The 16,890-nt window shown below is 51.2% G+C and carries 18 protein-coding genes; 5 read left to right on the forward strand and 13 right to left on the reverse strand.

The annotated features are described in order from the left end of the window. The first annotated feature begins 143 nt into the window (after positions 1–143). Complete coding sequence (locus K3T82_RS22445) at positions 144–785, forward strand: metal-dependent hydrolase (RefSeq protein WP_220195784.1); 642 nt, start codon at positions 144–146, stop codon at positions 783–785. Between the two features lie 169 nt (positions 786–954). Here K3T82_RS22445 and K3T82_RS22450 read toward each other — a convergent pair whose 3' ends face one another. From K3T82_RS22450 to K3T82_RS22465, 4 genes are read right to left on the reverse strand one after another with little or no spacing between them, the layout of a single operon-like run. Continuing rightward, positions 955–1,479, reverse strand: coding sequence for a DinB family protein (locus K3T82_RS22450; RefSeq protein WP_220195785.1), 525 nt, complete (start codon positions 1,477–1,479; stop codon positions 955–957). 44 nt (positions 1,480–1,523) lie between these two features. Continuing rightward, a complete protein-coding gene (gene cobS, locus K3T82_RS22455; protein WP_220195786.1) occupies positions 1,524–2,633 on the reverse strand; it encodes an adenosylcobinamide-GDP ribazoletransferase in 1,110 nt (369 codons plus the stop codon). 3 nt (positions 2,634–2,636) lie between these two features. Beyond that, a complete protein-coding gene (locus K3T82_RS22460; protein WP_220195787.1) occupies positions 2,637–3,380 on the reverse strand; it encodes a histidine phosphatase family protein in 744 nt (247 codons plus the stop codon). A gap of 40 nt (positions 3,381–3,420) precedes the next feature. Continuing rightward, on the reverse strand, positions 3,421–4,068 hold the full coding sequence (locus K3T82_RS22465; protein ID WP_220195788.1) for a hypothetical protein: 648 nt from the start codon (positions 4,066–4,068) through the stop codon (positions 3,421–3,423). Positions 4,069–4,333: 265 nt separating this feature from the next. On the opposite strand from K3T82_RS22465, the gene K3T82_RS22470 reads away from it, so the two are divergent. Further along, a complete protein-coding gene (locus tag K3T82_RS22470) occupies positions 4,334–5,008 on the forward strand; it encodes an MOSC domain-containing protein (protein WP_220195789.1) in 675 nt (224 codons plus the stop codon). 107 nt (positions 5,009–5,115) lie between these two features. On the opposite strand, the gene K3T82_RS22475 is transcribed toward K3T82_RS22470, so the two are convergent. Then, on the reverse strand, positions 5,116–5,862 hold the full coding sequence (locus tag K3T82_RS22475; protein WP_220195790.1) for an SDR family oxidoreductase: 747 nt from the start codon (positions 5,860–5,862) through the stop codon (positions 5,116–5,118). 618 nt (positions 5,863–6,480) lie between these two features. On the opposite strand from K3T82_RS22475, the gene K3T82_RS22480 reads away from it, so the two are divergent. Next, positions 6,481–7,359, forward strand: coding sequence for a haloalkane dehalogenase (locus K3T82_RS22480; RefSeq protein WP_220195791.1), 879 nt, complete (start codon positions 6,481–6,483; stop codon positions 7,357–7,359). A gap of 71 nt (positions 7,360–7,430) precedes the next feature. Continuing rightward, complete coding sequence (locus tag K3T82_RS22485) at positions 7,431–7,973, forward strand: dihydrofolate reductase family protein (protein WP_220195792.1); 543 nt, start codon at positions 7,431–7,433, stop codon at positions 7,971–7,973. Between the two features lie 43 nt (positions 7,974–8,016). On the opposite strand, the gene K3T82_RS22490 is transcribed toward K3T82_RS22485, so the two are convergent. From K3T82_RS22490 to K3T82_RS22525, 8 genes are all read right to left on the reverse strand, one after another. Beyond that, positions 8,017–9,768, reverse strand: coding sequence for an ABC transporter ATP-binding protein (locus tag K3T82_RS22490; protein ID WP_220195793.1), 1,752 nt, complete (start codon positions 9,766–9,768; stop codon positions 8,017–8,019). A gap of 153 nt (positions 9,769–9,921) precedes the next feature. Beyond that, on the reverse strand, positions 9,922–10,992 hold the full coding sequence (locus K3T82_RS22495; protein ID WP_220195794.1) for an energy-coupling factor transporter transmembrane component T family protein: 1,071 nt from the start codon (positions 10,990–10,992) through the stop codon (positions 9,922–9,924). Positions 10,993–11,317: 325 nt separating this feature from the next. Beyond that, the gene (gene folE, locus K3T82_RS22500; RefSeq protein WP_220195795.1) at positions 11,318–11,953 is read right to left on the reverse strand and encodes a GTP cyclohydrolase I; all 636 of its coding nucleotides are present in this window, start codon (positions 11,951–11,953) and stop codon (positions 11,318–11,320) included. Positions 11,954–12,212: 259 nt separating this feature from the next. Beyond that, a complete protein-coding gene (queE, locus tag K3T82_RS22505; RefSeq protein ID WP_220195796.1) occupies positions 12,213–13,001 on the reverse strand; it encodes a 7-carboxy-7-deazaguanine synthase QueE in 789 nt (262 codons plus the stop codon). A gap of 6 nt (positions 13,002–13,007) precedes the next feature. Beyond that, on the reverse strand, positions 13,008–13,463 hold the full coding sequence (locus K3T82_RS22510; protein WP_220195797.1) for a 6-pyruvoyl trahydropterin synthase family protein: 456 nt from the start codon (positions 13,461–13,463) through the stop codon (positions 13,008–13,010). Between the two features lie 81 nt (positions 13,464–13,544). Next, positions 13,545–14,303, reverse strand: a complete 759-nt coding sequence (gene queC, locus K3T82_RS22515; RefSeq protein WP_220195798.1) for a 7-cyano-7-deazaguanine synthase QueC — start codon at positions 14,301–14,303, stop codon at positions 13,545–13,547. Between the two features lie 54 nt (positions 14,304–14,357). Further along, on the reverse strand, positions 14,358–14,801 hold the full coding sequence (queF, locus tag K3T82_RS22520) for a preQ(1) synthase (protein ID WP_220195799.1): 444 nt from the start codon (positions 14,799–14,801) through the stop codon (positions 14,358–14,360). A gap of 537 nt (positions 14,802–15,338) precedes the next feature. Then, the gene (locus tag K3T82_RS22525) at positions 15,339–15,788 is read right to left on the reverse strand and encodes a hypothetical protein (protein ID WP_220195800.1); all 450 of its coding nucleotides are present in this window, start codon (positions 15,786–15,788) and stop codon (positions 15,339–15,341) included. A 273-nt stretch (positions 15,789–16,061) separates the two neighbouring features. Between K3T82_RS22525 and K3T82_RS22530 the strand changes: the two genes are divergently transcribed. Further along, entirely contained in the window at positions 16,062–16,877 is an 816-nt protein-coding gene (locus tag K3T82_RS22530; RefSeq protein ID WP_220195801.1) for a carboxymuconolactone decarboxylase family protein, read from the forward strand. Positions 16,878–16,890 lie beyond the last annotated feature (13 nt).

Raw genomic sequence — 16,890 nt, forward strand, 5'->3', positions numbered from 1 at the left:
GTAATAATAAGCAGGATATACTGATAAATATCACCTCGTCTATGTAATTAATGAACCCTTTTTGCTGAATATGGGAGACCTACCCAAAGCAACGTGTGAGAAGTGCTCACCCACCATTCTAAAATTGAGAGGACATTACCTGGATGTTAGGACACAGCCATATGCTCTTCAGCGCGGCGGCAGCTATCGCTCTCAACTCCCTTGTTGACGCCACGACTCACTTCTCGCTGTCAGGGGCCCCTCTGGCTCTGAACAACGCTGGCGCGCTAAATCCTCTGGCCCCACACCCGCTTAGCACAACAGACCTGCTCTTCAAAATGGTCTTCTACAGCGGCATTATCATTGGTGCTCTCCTACCTGACATTGACCATCCCCAAAGCAGCATTAGCCGACTTATTCTGCTACCCAGGCCCATCGTCAAAAAATACTTCAAGCATCGAACCCTGACACATAGCCTCTTCGGTATCCTACTAGCTGTGGTTTTCTGGGGGCTAGTCATCTCGCTTGCCATCTTTGGGCTCACAAAGGCTGGTATAGAACTTGATCCTGTGAATATTCGCGCAACCTATACCTTCTATGCTGCGGTCATGATCGGTTGTGTGCTTCACAGTATCGAGGATACCATGACCGTCGCAGGAGTTCCCTGGCTCTATCCCTTCTATCAGAAGAGCCAACGCATCCCCCTTGTTAGTTTCCGCACTGGAGGCAAAGTTGAGTACATCGTTGTTCTGGTCGCGCTCGCACTCGTCAGCTTTGGCCTCTACGCTCAGGTCCTAATTCTCTAGCCGGGTCGCCCGCTAGCTCATACAGATCAGGGGGTGAGGGTGTACATTAAGCACACCTTCACCCCCTGACTCTCTACAAAGCGCTTTAGCACTTGTAGTAGTATGCAGATATCTTGAGCTTCTTAATATGTAGACATTGAGCTTTAGCCAATGCCATGCCTCTAAAATCTCACGATTTTGAAGCGCCAACCTCATGGTCATAAAAGAAAGAACGCCAACCACCGCAGTTGAGCATAAGAGGTTGCATAAGCGCCCGTTCAGCCTGAATGGTATGATTCAAATCATGAGCAGCCCATGTATGGAGCATCTCTGCCAGTGTCACGGTCCCAAACTTGGGATGTTGTACCGTCCGTTTTAGGTCTTCATCCCGCACTTGTTCGATCTTAACCAGATTTTCCTGGCGAAGTTGTACAAAAGCGGTTGCCAGTTCTTCAGGTGTCTGAACATCAATGTCCGCATGCCGCTGGTGCGGATCAAAATTTTCAAAATCCTGCCCTGCTAGAAACGACTGAAAGCGTACAGGGAAGAGCGATCGCTCTGCGACCACTAAATGCTGTAAGCAGTTGAGCGCCGACCACTCTCCAGCGACTGGTGGACGTGTCAGCACATCAGCGGGAAGTACGCTAATTAACCGCTGCCAGCGTTCTGGTGTGGTGGAGAGAATAGCCGACACGTGCTCTAACTCAGTATGCAATAAGGACCTCCTTCTATCCAATCCAAAGTCTCATCAATTACATCCTAAATGAGCGCCAGGAGGAAGAGAAGTACGACCTCTGTCATCTCCTCTATCGCTCCATAGCTATCTCCTGTCAATCCACCTATCATAGCGCCGATGCCATTCCCCAGCAATAGAGCGCAGATGATCGCGCACACCCATACCAGAACACCTATCGCTACTCCCATCCAACCCGCCAGCCAGAAGCCGGCAATCAACACAACGACCACCGAGATCACTCCAGCTAGAAGTAACTGATTACGGGTTATCGCTTGCCGATACGTCGCGCCCAGACCGCCAGGGCGGGCACTTGGGAAGACAAAGATCGCGAAGAGCATCGCCCAGCGCGCCGAGACTAGTGTGAGCAAGAGTGAGGGGATCAGGTGCTCCCCTGGAATGCTGCCCAGAAACGCCCATTTGAGCAGGAGAACACAGATCGCGCTGAGAACACCAAAGCTTCCCACACGACTATCCTTCATGATCTCAAGCTTATTTTCGCGTGTCTTTCCCCCAAACAATCCATCACATGAGTCCATCAATCCATCCAGGTGCAAGCCACCTGTCAGGATGACAATGCCGACGACACTGAGCGCAGTGACAGCAAGGTAAGGCAGGCGCAGACCTAATAGCCACGTTATCAGCCATAACAACAAGCTAAAGATTAGCCCTACAAACGGAAAATATCCTCCACCAATCCTCGTAATAGGCACGCCCTGCGGCCCCGGCTTCTGACCCCAACTCGTCGGAATAGGCAGAATTGAGAGAAAGCGTATAGCCGCTACAAGTTCAGCAAATTGCTCGCTTAAGGAGGTATTTGCCAGAAAAGCAGGCGTTTGTATTGGCCTCGCTCCCCCCTGTGGCCCTACACCATGCGTCGCCTGGGGACTACCGGGCGCGACGCCACCCACTGGACTATGTATATGAGCCCGTGGCCCTACCTCTTCTGGCTGCTTGCTACCCGCAGATCCATACCATGTATTACCCTCACCTGTAGGATCAGGCTTTAATATGGGTCGCTTTGGGCGATACGGGGTACGCCCTCGTTCTGGCTCACCGTTTTGGTGTGCTTGCACACGCTCGGTTGACTCCTCAGAGATATACTTCTCTCGATCAGGTTGTGGATCCTGCTTCATGCACTATTTATTTCCTTTCTTTTCCGATACTACTCCAAATACTCTTGATGCGACATCGCTATTTTGCTCATTTAATAGTACAAGTGTCGCGAATAACGAGGTGCCATCCCAAAACAGATCTACGGCGCTCAGCGAACCAGGTTCCAGACGCAACTGCCATTGATACTCCATAGGCCAGTTCAGCAGTTTGCACAGAAGAGCGCGTAATGGCCCCCCATGACTCACAAGCGTGTACTGTATTGATCCATTTTCCACATTACGCTCTTGTTCTTGACTCATAACATCAGCTAGGATGACCCTCCATCCCTCGTCTATGCGTTGTAGTAATTGTGGAAAACTCTCTCCTCCTGGAGGTGCTATCTCTAGAGGTTTCTGAAAGAAGCCTTTCTCCGCTGGAAAACGGGTACGGATTTCCTCGTAGGTAAGACCTTCCCACGCGCCAAAATTGAGCTCTCTCCATTGTGCCGTGTATTGAACCTCAATTCGTTCTGACGCGTTTTCAAGTATGATGCTGGCGGTATTTTTCGCGCGCAGAGAATCGCTACAGTACATCTTGATCAGTCTAGCATCCCGCAGACGGTGAGCCAGCCAGCGCGCCTGAACACCACCTGACGTTGAAAGCGGCGGATCGCTCCATCCGCAGTAACGCCCCTGCTCATTCAGGGATGTTGTACCATGCCTTACCAGCCACAAGCGCCACGGTCGCCGTAAACCTTCCGCCGCGCTTTGCGCTCCATCACTATCCATCTTCGTCTCCTACCTTTTTGACGAAAAGCTCCTCTTCTATCTATAAAACTTGCGAGCTAACTTCGGTCAATCGTGTCTTTGCTAAATTCTCCTCAATAATCTCTCTCAAGCCGGTGAAAGAGAGGGCGATCGATTGCCCCTCTTTTGTTAAGAGGAACACACGTTGCGCTGGTGGGATGTGATAACGTTCATATAACTCTTCCTTTTGGGAACGTAACTCGTGTATCTCGTCCCAGCGCAAGACTATATGAGCCCTACTCACACCCTTAAGCCAGACAATACCTTCCACACAGACATACACTCGCTCACGAATAAACAGCTCTCCCGTAACCTTGCATAATACGATGAATGCGCTCACACTCAACACGGTGCCAAAAAATAAGAGTAACCAGCACCACGCATGCGACCGCGCCCAGATCGCCAGATCAATTACACTACCATCAGTTTCAAATACCGCATCATAGCGCGTGAATGGCCCCAGGACATAGAAACTGCCCTCTCGCTCACCGAAATAATAAAATAGAAGTGGGAAGCCATACAATAACAGCTGATACCCACCATACAAACCAGAGAGAGAAAGGGTCAGGCCAGTTAATGTTCTTAGCCATCCTCGCCGATAACACACCTGGGGCGCACCTAAATGATAGCTCTTCGCTAATTGATATGCCTCAGATGGCAAAAGCTGCATTTCCTTTGCCTCCTTTAATCAAACCATTTTTCACTTTCCCTCCACCATCTCTTGTGTACAACTACACTATAACATAGACAGATTCTAATCCTGACACTCTCTTCAGGTTTTAAGAACAAAGGCCCAGAGCGCTGTTATAATGCTCATAGCAACTAACCAGATTCTAATTGACAATACGCCAGCCTTGTATAAACTTGGCAGTATAAGTACTATAGAACGAGTAGCATAGTCCAAAACATAGCATAGTGGGGAGTTGATTTTAGCCATGCACCCAGAAACCATGCGCGTCATCTCGGTAAATGTAGGCCAGCCACGCATAATCCAGTGGGGAGGCAAAGAATTTCAAACGAGTATCTATAAATATCCCACCCAGGGACGGGTAGCTGTCACAAAAATGAACCTCGATGGCGATCGGCAAAGCGATCTAAAAAATCATGGGGGAGCGGATAAGGCTGTATACGCCTACCCTTCAATTCATTATCCCTACTGGCAACATGAACTAGCACGCGAACAACTTCCCTGGGGATCCTTTGGCGAGAATCTTACACTCTCGGGAGTGCACGAACATGAGGTCAGAATCGGGGATATTTTCCGCATTGGCAATGCGACCTTCAAGGTCACCCAGCCACGCACACCTTGCTATAAGCTCGAAGCACGTCTGGAGCGTCCCAACTTTATTAAGCGCTTTCAGGAAAGCGAGCGGGTTGGCTTCTATCTCTCGGTACTTGAAGAGGGTGATATAGCCACCAATGATACCATGACTCTTTTGGAACGTGATGAGACAAGCATGACTGTCGCCGAGGTCGCAGCGGTCATTGGCGATAAAAGTAATCTTACAGCACTCCAACGTGCTGCCGAGTTGCGCCACTTCTCGCCTTCTTTACGTGCGCACTTCGCGAGAATCTTGCGTAACCAGGAACAGAAAAGCATTAATGCCTGACCTTTTCATTACCAGAAAAAAGAGTGGGTCCAGAGGGCAGTTCGCGCGAACTGCCCTCTGGACCCACTCTTTTAACAAAAACTCTTAGAGTCCGCCAGTATTATGCATCAGCCCCCATCAATAACGAAGGTTGAGCCTGTAACGTACTCAGCCGCATCAGAAGCCAGGTATAGCGCCAGATGTGCCACTTCTTCCGGCTGCCCCAGGCGCTGAAGAGGAATCTCATTCAGAAGCGCCTTATATTTTGTAGGATCAGCCTTTACATCGGCATTAATTGGGGTATCGATTGCCCCTGATGCAATATTATTGACAGTAATATTATGCTTAGCCAGTTCCAGACATATCGTACGTGTCAGCATTCTTACGCCCCCCTTAGCACAACAATAGGGTGTGTTCTCAGGCATAGGCAGGTCCTCATGCACTGATGAGATATTGATGATACGCCCACGAATATTCTGTTTGACCATCTCACGCGCCGCCGCCTGCGCGCAGAAAAATACGCCCTTGAGATCAACATCTATGACACGGTCAAATTGCTCTTCGGTCACGTTTAGAAAGGGGCTCTGGATCTTCATACCTGCATTGTTAACCAGGATATCCAGGCGACCAAACTGCTCGACGGTATGCGCTACCAACTCGGTAACCTGCTGAAGCTGCGATACATCCGCTTGATGCACCAGGCAGGTTCCTCCTTGCCCCTCGATCATACTCTTCACTTCAGCTGCCTTATCTTCATTGCGCACATAATTAATAACGACATCCGCGCCTTCCCGGGCAAATAATAGTGCAATAGCTCTTCCAATTCCACTATCAGAGCCTGTTACAAGTGCGACCTTTCGCTCTAATAATCCCATGTTGTCTAAGCCTTTCTTGAGAGGATAGCTTTCCCTGGAGATATGAGCCTTCCAATATCCAATAAGAGTCTATTACGAGTCTACCTGCCTCTGTCAAAAAAACTGAAGTACTCACTACTCTATAGCAAGCTATTCATTCGCCTGAGCGCAACCACCTGGGATACTCAAACTCGCATAACACAAGCTCAGCTTGAAGCGGTACCATGTGGTGGCGAAGCTAGCCGTCTGGTCGGCAGCGTTGGCGAATGCTTTTTAGGGCAGACTAATTTGTTGCCTAACAGATCAGAATACTTTATTGTTGTTGGATAACATACCTACTTTTTGCTGGCAGAGAGCACTCACACTACTCAAGAATACTCACTCTTAGCTTCGGATAACGTCGCGGGTCAGGTACATCTCAGTTTCCACCACTAACAATTCCTCTTCAAGCCGCACACAATTCATACAATTTATCATCCCCACGGATGAAGTCAATTCATCCATCCGACATCTATACTTTGATCATAAACAAGCATCGCTTCCCAATACAACGATATACCAGGGATCTCAACCAGGATAGGAAGCGGGCACAAAGATTCAGACAAACACAACAGGGTTTTCAGAAAAGAGAGAAAGAGCATGTTAAGCGCAGAATTTCCATATCAAAAGAAACGTCAGCAGATTCTAGGCTTAGAGATGGCATATGTTGACGAGGGCCAGGGCAATCCTATTATCTTCCTACACGGCAATCCCACTTATTCCTATGTCTGGCGCAATATTCTTCCCTATGTACAAGGATCTGGCAGGATTATCGCGCCAGATCTCATCGGTATGGGCGATTCCCAAAAGTTGCCACATAGCGGCCCTGATTCCTATACCTTCATTGAGCATCGCCGCTATCTCGACGCGCTGCTCGAAGCGCTGGATATTCGCGATCAGGTCGTCCTGGTTGGGCATGACTGGGGAGCAGCCCTGGCATTTGATTGGGCTCGTCGACACCCGAAGACCGTACGTGGTATTGCCTATATGGAAGCGGTAGCCGAGACATCCACATGGAGCGAGATGCCCGAGATCGCGCGCCAACGTTTCCAGGCCATGCGCTCGCAAGAAGGTGAGCAATTAGTATTGGAGCACAACGCCTTCATCGAATTTAATCTGCCAAAGACAGTTCTTCGCGCACTGACAGAGGAAGAGATGAGCGCTTATCGTCGCCCCTTCGCCGAATCAGGGGAAGGACGGCGCCCGACTCTCTCCTGGGCACGTCAACTCCCTATTGAAGGCGAACCAGCAGACGTGACAGAGATTGTCACTACCTCAGCTCAATGGCTTTCCCACAGCGACGTTCCAAAGTTGCTTATTCAAGCTGTTCCAGGCACAAAAGGTACCGCTCAGGATGCACCTAACCATGCATTCCCCGCACAAACCAAGGTGAGCGTACGCGGGCACCACACGCCTCAGGAGGATTCCCCCGATGAGATTGGTCAGGCTATCGCGAACTGGCTCCAACAACTAAGCTAACGCTTGTTATGAACACACATTTATTATCAAAACCCTTTTCATAGAATCATATCAATTCAAGGAGAATTTTCATGAAAACCATTCTTTGGGCCACTTTAACCGCGAACGGAAACTACGCACAGTCTAGCCCCGAGCATCCACCCAAGCCAGAAACACTCGCCGATTTCGCGGCTCAAGCTAGTGCTGCTGGTAACTTCATCGTTGGACGGCGAACATTTGAGGGTATGCAACAGGACGCAAGCCGCGTGGCTCAGTCAGGACAGGCAAGCGGTGAAAATCCCTTTGCCAATTTGAACATTGTTGTCCTCTCACAGACCGTCAAAGACGTTCCCGGCGTCAAGGTTGTGAGCACGCCTCAAGAAGCCCTGGACTACCTGCAAGCAAAGGGCCATACAACAGCTCTTCTTTCTGGGGGCGCTGATCTACATAATACCTTTCTAAGCCAAGGGCTCGTTAACGAGGCTATCTTCAATATCGCGCCCGTGATGGAGGGGAAGGGCTACAATCTCTTGTTGGACCAGGAACACTACCAGTATAAGGATGTACAACTGCTGGATTGTAAGCCCCTTGGCAACGGCGTTGTGCAACTGCATTATGCGCTCAGCCATGAATAAGGCCGTCAAGGCAAATATTAAGAAGTGCCATTAACGATCCGGTTTAAAGCGCGGGGTCGCTACAACGTAGCGCCTCGCGCCATTGGTCTACTGTGATGAGGCGAGGAAGGTATGGATTTCGCTGGCGCAGGCGGATAGAGAGTGCCGCGCTGGCAGGCGCACGCAAACCCGTTGCCTTTAAAGCCCTTTCTTCGCTAAATAATTCTCCAGGTGTACCGTTAAACACTACCTGTCCGTCGCGGAAGGCAATTGCTCGTTGGCAATATTCGGCGACCAATGTCATATCATGCGTGATGACAAGAATGGTCTTACCCTGCTCCTGAAGCGTGCGAAGCAAACGCATGATGCTACTGACCGAGCGGAAATCCTGCCCGGTAGTTGGTTCATCAACAATAAGGATCTCAGGTCCCATTGCCAGCACAGCGGCGACCGCCAGGCGTTGGCGCTGTCCCTTGCTGAGGAAGAGGGGATCTTCATCGGCATACTGCGCGAGGTCGACAGCTTCCAACGTGTCCTTGACAACTTCCCGACGCTGGCCCCCTGGCATCCCCACGTTCTTCAGGCCATATTCGATTTCGTCGCTCACTGTGCGACAGAATAGTTGATGGTCGGGATTCTGGAAAACATAGCCAACGTGTGCCGGAAGTTCACTTCGCGCTCGCCTCCGCGCTAGATCCTTTCCTAATACCTCCACTCGCCCTCCGCTGGTGCGGTAAATGCCTGCCAATATCTTCGCGAAGGTGGTCTTCCCGCTGCCGTTGGGACCTAATAGCGCCAGCATTTCTCCGCGCCTTAAGCTCATATCAATCCCCTTAAGAGCCAGCGTACCATCTCCATAACGATACTCAACACCCTTCGCGCTGACAACTGGCTCTTCAGGCGCTCTCAGTACTGGTGTGGAAAGCTCGCTGGAAGCTGTCAGCAGCGGGGTATATACCTCCTCAGCTTCATCAAGCGTGAGAGGCAAATGTCCTTCGATGGTGCGACCACTCTGCCAGGAGAGGCGCGTAAGCTCGCCAACGGAAGCACCACACTGCTCCAAAACATCCCTATACGAGTAGAACTCGGTAGGCGGGGCAACCAGTTCCACTCTCCCTTCGTGTAACAGGGCAATCCGATCACAGAAGGCACTCAGAATTTCAGGGTCTTGCTCTACCAGGATGACTGTAATCTGGTAATCATGCCTCAGACGGGCAATGGTCTCAATAACCTCGCGCTTGCCAACTGGATCAAGGTCACTTGTAGGCTCGTCCAGGATAAGGACTTGGGGGCGCATGGCGAGAAAGGCTGCGATGGCTACGCGCTGCTTCTGACCTCCCGATAAGTCCGCCGGATGTGTATAAATAGCGCCATGCCAGAGGTGCTCCAATCCAACCCAGGAAAGGGCCGCGCGTGCCCGCTCAACAATTTCGTCATTCGGCACACCCTGAATCTGCAAGCCAATGCCCAGTTCATGTAGCAGGCTCATGCGGAGAAACTGGTTCTCCGGGTCCTGCATAATCATGCCAACTTTGTGGCTACTGGTAGTTTGCTCTGTAATTGGCTCTCCTAGCAGTTGAAGGGTGCCACGAAAATAAGCACGCAACTGCTCACTACTCAGGCGAGCGCTATAGGGTAGGATGCCCATCAAGAGGCGGCAAAGGGTTGTTTTCCCCGCGCCACTTGGACCTGTAATGCCAAAACATTCCCCTGGCTGAATTTGCAATGTGATATCCCGCAACGTCCACGGATGTGCCTTCTCGCCATAATGCGGATAGCGCCACCACAAGCCAGAGATAGAGAGCGCACTGATCATATCGCCTTTCTCACTTTCATAAGCACTTCCGCGCTAAACGCCATAGGGTTTAGCATAAGATCTTCACCACTCGAAACCCTACAACAAAACTCTGAAGGCCTGAACCCTCCATATGGAGACGCAGAACTTCAGTCTGCGCCGAGCCACAATCCATCAGAGCAGGTCCGTTAGATTGACGTGTGGACCAAAAGAAAGGTAGAGCAGCACCACACAGAAGATGAGCGCAGCCCAATCCCACCAACGCCACGCCTGCGTCTCATAGAAGTCCGCGCTCCCCTGACTCACTCTGTAGCCACGCGCCATCAGAGCATCACCCATCTCACCTGAACGGCGAATCATGACCGCGATCAAGGGAACCGAGATGCTTGCCAGATCGCGCAACTGGCGGATAAAGTCGCGTGGACGCGAGTTTACAGCCCGCGCAACCTGTGCCTGGTGAATGGTCTGGTAGTCCACCAGAGCAAGATCCAGAGCTCGAAAGACAGTGCTGATAAAGAAGATAACTGGCTGTGGTACACGCAATTGACGGAACGCGCCAATCAATTCGGCGTCGCGACTGGAGACAACAAGGGCAACTGTGGAGAATATGAGGCCCGAATAGCCAATGACCTTGGTGATCGCGATATACAATCCGCGATCACTAACAACTAGCGTCAAGGGATGAAAGAAGGGGAGTTGGGCCAGGGTCCAGCCCGGTAGCGTCCAGAGGCGCGAACCAACAAAGGCTACTAGCGTAGCAAGCACGATGCCGAGCAATAGCTTACGCGTCCATAAGAAGTAACCCAGCACCAGAACCAACCAGAGGCCCAACCAGACCGAGAGCCCCAGATCAATATGCCCCGCGTAAACCTGCGTTTGTAACAGGATAACACGCCCAGGGACAGCATTAAAAATAATCCAGGTTGAGAAAAGGCTAATCAGGGTGGGGATAGTCAACAAGATATACACTTGAGCCACGCGCGCATGCATCCCGCTACCCAGAAATAGTCCTAGTGCCAGCAGGCTCAGTAGGGCAGCACCAAGTGGATCGGGATGTGCGACATCTATTGAGCGAAGCTGAACAATGGAGATACAGGCCACCAACACAAAGCGAATCAGCAGGTGTAACTGGGCAAACGGAGCATCAATACGCCGCGAAAAGAGAAATGAACGTACATAGCGCCGCCCCGGTGGCACTTCCAAAAAAGCTGGGACCGGTGCGTCGAGACTCTTGCTACCCTTCACAAGTCTTCTCTCCTTCTCATAATAATAATGCCGGATCTATGATCTTTTACACACCAGCCAGTATAGTTTATTTACGCCGAACCTTCATGATTTTAGGAGCTACTCTTTATCCGAACGCCTGAGCGAATAAATGCTAGCTATGACTAGTGGTATTGGTTTTTCATGATATCATTTTTAGCGCATAACATGTATTTTGAGCATTAAGATGGCGCAGGCCAAAGCGCTGCGCCTATATATTGTGGTGGATATCTGCTCCTGTTTTCAGACCTCAGGTGTTCTTAATCTGATTACCTCTTACGTCAATCTGCATTATCATCTCGATAGTCTACTCAATCAGGCGAAGAAACTCCATGCGAGCCTCGTTTTCGGTGCGGAAGACGCCGCGCATGACAGAGGAAGTCATCTTGCCGGGCGTGCGGATTCCGCGGGCGGTCATACACATATGCTCGCCTTTTAGAACGACTGCAACATCAGGTGTCCCCGTTATGCGCGTAATCTCATCAGCGATCTGCTGCCCCAAGCGCTCCTGAATTTGCAACTGATGCGCGAACTGATGCGCGATCCGCGCGAACTTAGAGAGGCCCAACACATGCTCACCCGCGATATATCCAATGGCGACATCGCACCAGAAAGGCATCAGATGGTGCTCACACATGCTAAAAACTCGCATTCCTGAGACACAGACCATTTGATCTGTCTCAGCTGACGAGAAGCAGGTATCAGTAATGCCAGGGTCATATTCGACGAACTCACGCCAGGAATCAGCCCAACGTCTCGGCGTATCGCGTAAGCCTTCGCGGTCCGGGTCCTCGCCGATGGCGACGAGCAGTTCGCGCCCTAGCTTGAGCAGTTGTGGGTAATCAACCTCGCGCCCAATGGAGAAGGGTAGAGTCCCTATTGGATGGGGTTCATCGGCACCATTTAAGCCATTCTGTCGCACTTTGTCCCTCTGGATTGTCATAGTTGTCCCTCGCTTTGTTCCTTGTGCAAATCACATTTTGTGGTTCCAGGTTCTCACTTAGCTTACGCTTCTGGCCCCAAACCTGAAGGCTAAGATCTTATGCGAAAACCAACGTCGCTATCGCGCCTCGTACGCACTCCCTACGCGACCATCTGAGTGTGGAGCGCTAATTGCCGCAAAGGCAGCGCCGTGCCCTCGAATGAGGGTTGATGTTCGTAGCAAGAAAAACGCACTCAGGTTTCGCATAAGGAATATGTGTTTAGACGCCGCGTTTATTCCCCCATAACAGTGTATGTAACTGCGGCAAGATAGTAACCTCGAACCATTGGTCATCAACCACGCGCTGGATCAACCAGTCCATACGCCCCAGGATACCTTGAATATCAATGCTATCTGCCAGATGCGGTGGTGTATGGTTGCCTGCTTGCAGGTAAAGAGGGATCTCTGGATAGCGGTCCGCGACCCCGTGCGCGTACTGATAGTCCTCCTCATCAAAGATGACAATCTTCAGGCAGATGTTCGGCGTTTTGCCATCCTTACTCTGGCGTGCATACTGAATACAGCGCTCCAGGCGCTCCCAGTTGGTAGGATGCGGATTGCGCATGCCTGGTGCCTTAGGCGAAAGGGTGAGATAATCCAGCTTGGCGAACCAGGGCTGCGCGATACTCCCCTGTGTCTCGATAGCGAAGGTATAGCCTTCGGCATGGCCCAGGTCAAGCAACTCCTCCAAGGGCTGCATAGCGGGATTACCGCCAGAGAGCGTCACCAGAATGGGTCGATCTTGCGAGAGCTGTCTCACCTCATTGAGAACTTCCTGCGCCGTCATCGGTTTCCACTCCTCACGGTGCTCAGGAAGGACGGCATAGAGCGTGTCACAGCGCTGGCAGCGATAATCACAGCCACCTGTGCGCACGAAGACGGTTGGCCTTCCAATCAATGCTCCCTCTCCCTGAATGGTCGGTCCAAAACATTCAGAGATAGCAATCTTCTTAGGTGCCTGGGGCAGGGAAACCCGCTCAGAGCGGTTGGTTTCGCTTATTATGCTCATATACGCCTACTCCAATCCGCGCTCCGCGCGCGTGATCTCGGCATACCCCTTCGCTGTCTCCCAGAGGCGCACGCGATAGAGTAGCTCTTCGTGGAGACCTCCACTGACCAGCGCGTCCCAGATCCAGTGGACAAGATTCTCGGCAGTCGTGCGGATGCCAGTCAGAGCGTTGAGGTCGTTATGGTCCATCCCACCCTTCTCGATTGGTCCGGCTCCAGGGCCACGTGGAACCGCGTCCGAAAGGTTATCAATGATGCAGCGATTGACGATATCCTTGAGATCCTCAAAGTCCATCACCATACCATCACTGGATTCGCCGGGTGCCTCAATAATAGGTCCCCGCAATGTTACTTCCAGGCGATACGAGTGTCCATGTGGGCGCCGACACTTCCCTCGATGATTGGGCAGATGATGCGAGGCCTCAAATGAGAACTCGCGATTCACAAGCGCATACCTTGGCATTCATGTTCTCCTTCTCGATCTGCGTTCGGGAACGCTGGAGACGACAGACTCCACATTCCTCTCATCGCGTTGCTTCATCTTCTAAGCGCGCTTGCCCGGAATATGGAGAAACTGCTCAGGATCGTTGGCATACTCAGTAGGATCTTCAACCCCCGCGTGTCTGAAAGCTTCGTAGCGCTCAACACAGGTACCACAATGCCCGCAATGCTTGTCACCGTAACCTTCGTTACCGCCCTCGTAGCAGCTCCACGTCAATTCAAACCGAACACCCAGGCTGTCTCCCAGGCGCGCAATCTGTGCCTTTGAGAAGCGCATAAAAGGCACCTCTACCGTGACTTGATCTGAGTCCATCGCGCGGGCAAGCATGGTGTTGAAGGCATCCACGAAATCCTGGCGACAATCAGGATACTGTGAGTAATCGCCATAGTGAGCGGCATAGGCTACGACGCGCGCGTTCTCGTTCCAGGCCACAGTCGCCGCCTGGAGCAACATATTTGGATTGCGGTACGGCACAACGGTAGCCTTCATGCTATCATCGGTATAATGTCCATGCGGCATATGCTGCTCAGAATTGAGGAGCGCCGAACTGGAGTTGGGCGAGAGATGCGCGATTGGCAGAGCCACGACCTGGTGCTGGATATCCAATTCGCTATAGCGCTCACGCAGCGCGCTTATATAGCGCTCGGCATATGTGAGCTCTTTGACGTGCTTCTGCCCATAGTTGAAGGAGATGAGGTGCAGATCAAAGCCTGCCGCCGCATAATAGTGGGATAGCACGCAGCTATCCATGCCGCCGCTCACAATGAGGACCGCGCGCTCCCCGCGCCGCTTTGTAGTCATGTACATATACTCCATTTCAGAGAATAGTCTACTCTACTGCTCTTCGGATAGGAACTAGAGAGACTGCTGATAACGCCGGTATTCGGGGCGCTGGCCCTCATATCCTGGCTCAACATGTTCGGTGAAGACAATGGTCTTAATATTGCCGCGCACCGTGAAGTCACCCACAACGCGCATCCAGCGCGGCGAAAGCAGTGTTACCAGGTCGTTGAGAATCACATTGATTGACGACTCATGACTGATCTGCCGGTTACGATAACTATTGATATATAGTTTCAAGCTTTTCAATTCAACCACCGAAGGACCAGGCACATAGTCAATCACGATGGTCGCGAAGTCGGGAAAGCCCGAACGCGGACAGAGACATGTAAATTCTGGAATCTCAAAATGGACAACGTAGTTGCTCTCAGGATGTGGATTAGGCCAGGGCTCCAGGCGATTCTCTTCAATCTCTTCAAAGCCATATCGTCCAGGGACGCGCTGCTGCTCATTCTCCATCGCACCAAATCTCCTTAACTCACAATTGCTTCAATGTACATAAAATAATGCCTATTAAGGAATAGAGGGAATACCTACAGCATGCCAATGGCTCTGTGGAAACCTGGACGGATGTTGTGCAAGAGTTGGAGACTCAACACTCGTACACCTGTAGGTATTACCAACGCGAACGCTCACGTCCACGCTATCTATCTCTTCCTAAAAGTACCATGAGGGGACGCCCTAATAGCCCCTTTTTCAGCGGAAGCGCGCGCCATGATTCAAGGTCGTTTGTCGGCTGATGCATTTTCATTTTGGACGGGCGTCCAAAAAACATACGAGGTCTATGAACCCACAATCCACGCTCACTGTAAGATACCGCATCACATTATAACATAAGGGGGTATGGTGGCAGGCGCATCCAAGCCTTGCACCACTTTCATAACTCGATTTGATGCGAGGACTTCCTATTTCACCAATTGACCGCGAAATCTCTAGTATGGCTGACTTTGAGCATAGGTCAACCCTGGACGATTTTACAATCCGTCACCCTGGTTATCAGCCCTCCGCTACAAGCTTACGGTATGCCCATTGACAGAAACTGAGGATAAGATATGCGGCGACACATGCCATGAGAATAAAGGCGGCAGTCAATACAGGCATTACCAGAGGATGGCTAAAGGCCGAGAAAATACCGAGGAGATAACCACTTACCAACAGCAGATACGCGCACGCCGCCAGTACAAAAGCCAGCATAGCGGGTCGTATCAACCATGTCAAACCACGCCGATTGACTATGGCGCGTTGAGCATGGACGAAGAGATATTCTAGCAGAGTCGCCAGGCCCACAAAGCCAAACGCGAAGATAGAGATGGTAATCCAGGGGGTTACCAATGGGTTGCTCAGGCCCACAAAGAAGAGAATATCGGCGACGATCATCGTGCCAAAGGTTGCCAGACCCAGACCCATACGAATACGCTTACGCAGCAGGCTTGTCCCGTAATCCATACGAATCCCCTTACCTACGCTTTTCATTCGCGGCTCTCATAAACGCTCATCAATGTAGCCCATCATATCATAATTCTCTTTATTGTAGAAGTATCTGCGAATCTGCAAACCCTCTATCACACTGTGTTTGCATGCTATGCTGCCTATAGAAACAACATGAGAAAGCAAATACCTAGCGCCAAAGCAAACTTCACGGAGGCCTTCTCAATAAACCCTCCAATCGCTGTGTGATATTCTAAAAGCATAATCATCTAAACTAGAAAGACACATAGCATGAGTTCAAAAGACAAAGATGGATTAAAGGCAAGCGCCACTGACCGCTTTGAGCGTGGTGTAGACTTACTGCGCCAGGTTGGGGGAGAGAATTATGATGTGCCAATCCGCGCGCTTGACGATATAGCACCAGCTCTCGGGCGCTTCACGGTCGATTTTGCCTACGGCGATGTTATCAGCCGCCCAGGTCTAGATTTGAAGACGCGCCAACTCTGCACCGTCGCAGCCCTGGCTGCTATGGGAACAGCCGCACCCCAGCTCCGTTATCATGTTCTGGGAGCACTCAATGTTGGTTGGAGTGCTCAGGAGATCGTTGAGGTAATGCTCATAGCAGCGGTTTACGCGGGCTTCCCCGCCGCTCTCAATGGCATTACAGGTGCACGTGAAGTCTTCATCCAGCAAGGCATGATGCCAGCAGCGAGCGAGGTAGCTCACGATGAGGAATTGTCGCGCTATGAGCACGGTATGCAGGCGCTTGATCAGACAAGCCATGGCTCTGGTGCTGCTGTTATTGAAAGCCTCAAAGATATTGCTCCTGACCTCGGGCGCTTCGTTGTTGAATTTGCTTATGGCGATGTAATCGGTCGTCCAACACTTGACACGAAACTTACGGAGCTCACAACCATCGCTATGTGTACCGCGTTAGGCACGGCCCAGCCCCAGCTCGGAGTACATATCAATGCAGCTCTCAATGTTGGCGTGACAAATGAAGAGATTGTGGAGACCATCACCCAAATGGCTGTGTACGCAGGCTTCCCTGCCGCTCTCAATGGAATCGGTGTCGCCCGTAAAGTCTTCACCGATCGCGCCAAGTGATCATCCCCTCAAT

The organism is Ktedonospora formicarum, from assembly GCF_016587355.1.
Classification (GTDB): Bacteria; Chloroflexota; Ktedonobacteria; order Ktedonobacterales; family Ktedonobacteraceae; genus Ktedonobacter; species Ktedonobacter formicarum.

Coding starts and splice junctions, on each gene's coding strand:
- K3T82_RS22445 (WP_220195784.1), top strand. CDS start 144: ATGTTAGGACACAGCCATATGCTCTTCAGCGCGGCGGCAGCTATCGCT.
- cobS (WP_220195786.1), bottom strand. CDS start 2,633: ATGAAGCAGGATCCACAACCTGATCGAGAGAAGTATATCTCTGAGGAG.
- K3T82_RS22460 (WP_220195787.1), bottom strand. CDS start 3,380: ATGGATAGTGATGGAGCGCAAAGCGCGGCGGAAGGTTTACGGCGACCG.
- K3T82_RS22465 (WP_220195788.1), bottom strand. CDS start 4,068: ATGCAGCTTTTGCCATCTGAGGCATATCAATTAGCGAAGAGCTATCAT.
- K3T82_RS22470 (WP_220195789.1), top strand. CDS start 4,334: ATGCACCCAGAAACCATGCGCGTCATCTCGGTAAATGTAGGCCAGCCA.
- K3T82_RS22475 (WP_220195790.1), bottom strand. CDS start 5,862: ATGGGATTATTAGAGCGAAAGGTCGCACTTGTAACAGGCTCTGATAGT.
- K3T82_RS22480 (WP_220195791.1), top strand. CDS start 6,481: ATGTTAAGCGCAGAATTTCCATATCAAAAGAAACGTCAGCAGATTCTA.
- K3T82_RS22485 (WP_220195792.1), top strand. CDS start 7,431: ATGAAAACCATTCTTTGGGCCACTTTAACCGCGAACGGAAACTACGCA.
- K3T82_RS22490 (WP_220195793.1), bottom strand. CDS start 9,768: ATGATCAGTGCGCTCTCTATCTCTGGCTTGTGGTGGCGCTATCCGCAT.
- folE (WP_220195795.1), bottom strand. CDS start 11,953: ATGACAATCCAGAGGGACAAAGTGCGACAGAATGGCTTAAATGGTGCC.
- queE (WP_220195796.1), bottom strand. CDS start 13,001: ATGAGCATAATAAGCGAAACCAACCGCTCTGAGCGGGTTTCCCTGCCC.
- K3T82_RS22510 (WP_220195797.1), bottom strand. CDS start 13,463: ATGCCAAGGTATGCGCTTGTGAATCGCGAGTTCTCATTTGAGGCCTCG.
- queC (WP_220195798.1), bottom strand. CDS start 14,303: ATGACTACAAAGCGGCGCGGGGAGCGCGCGGTCCTCATTGTGAGCGGC.
- queF (WP_220195799.1), bottom strand. CDS start 14,801: ATGGAGAATGAGCAGCAGCGCGTCCCTGGACGATATGGCTTTGAAGAG.
- K3T82_RS22525 (WP_220195800.1), bottom strand. CDS start 15,788: ATGGATTACGGGACAAGCCTGCTGCGTAAGCGTATTCGTATGGGTCTG.
- K3T82_RS22530 (WP_220195801.1), top strand. CDS start 16,062: ATGAGTTCAAAAGACAAAGATGGATTAAAGGCAAGCGCCACTGACCGC.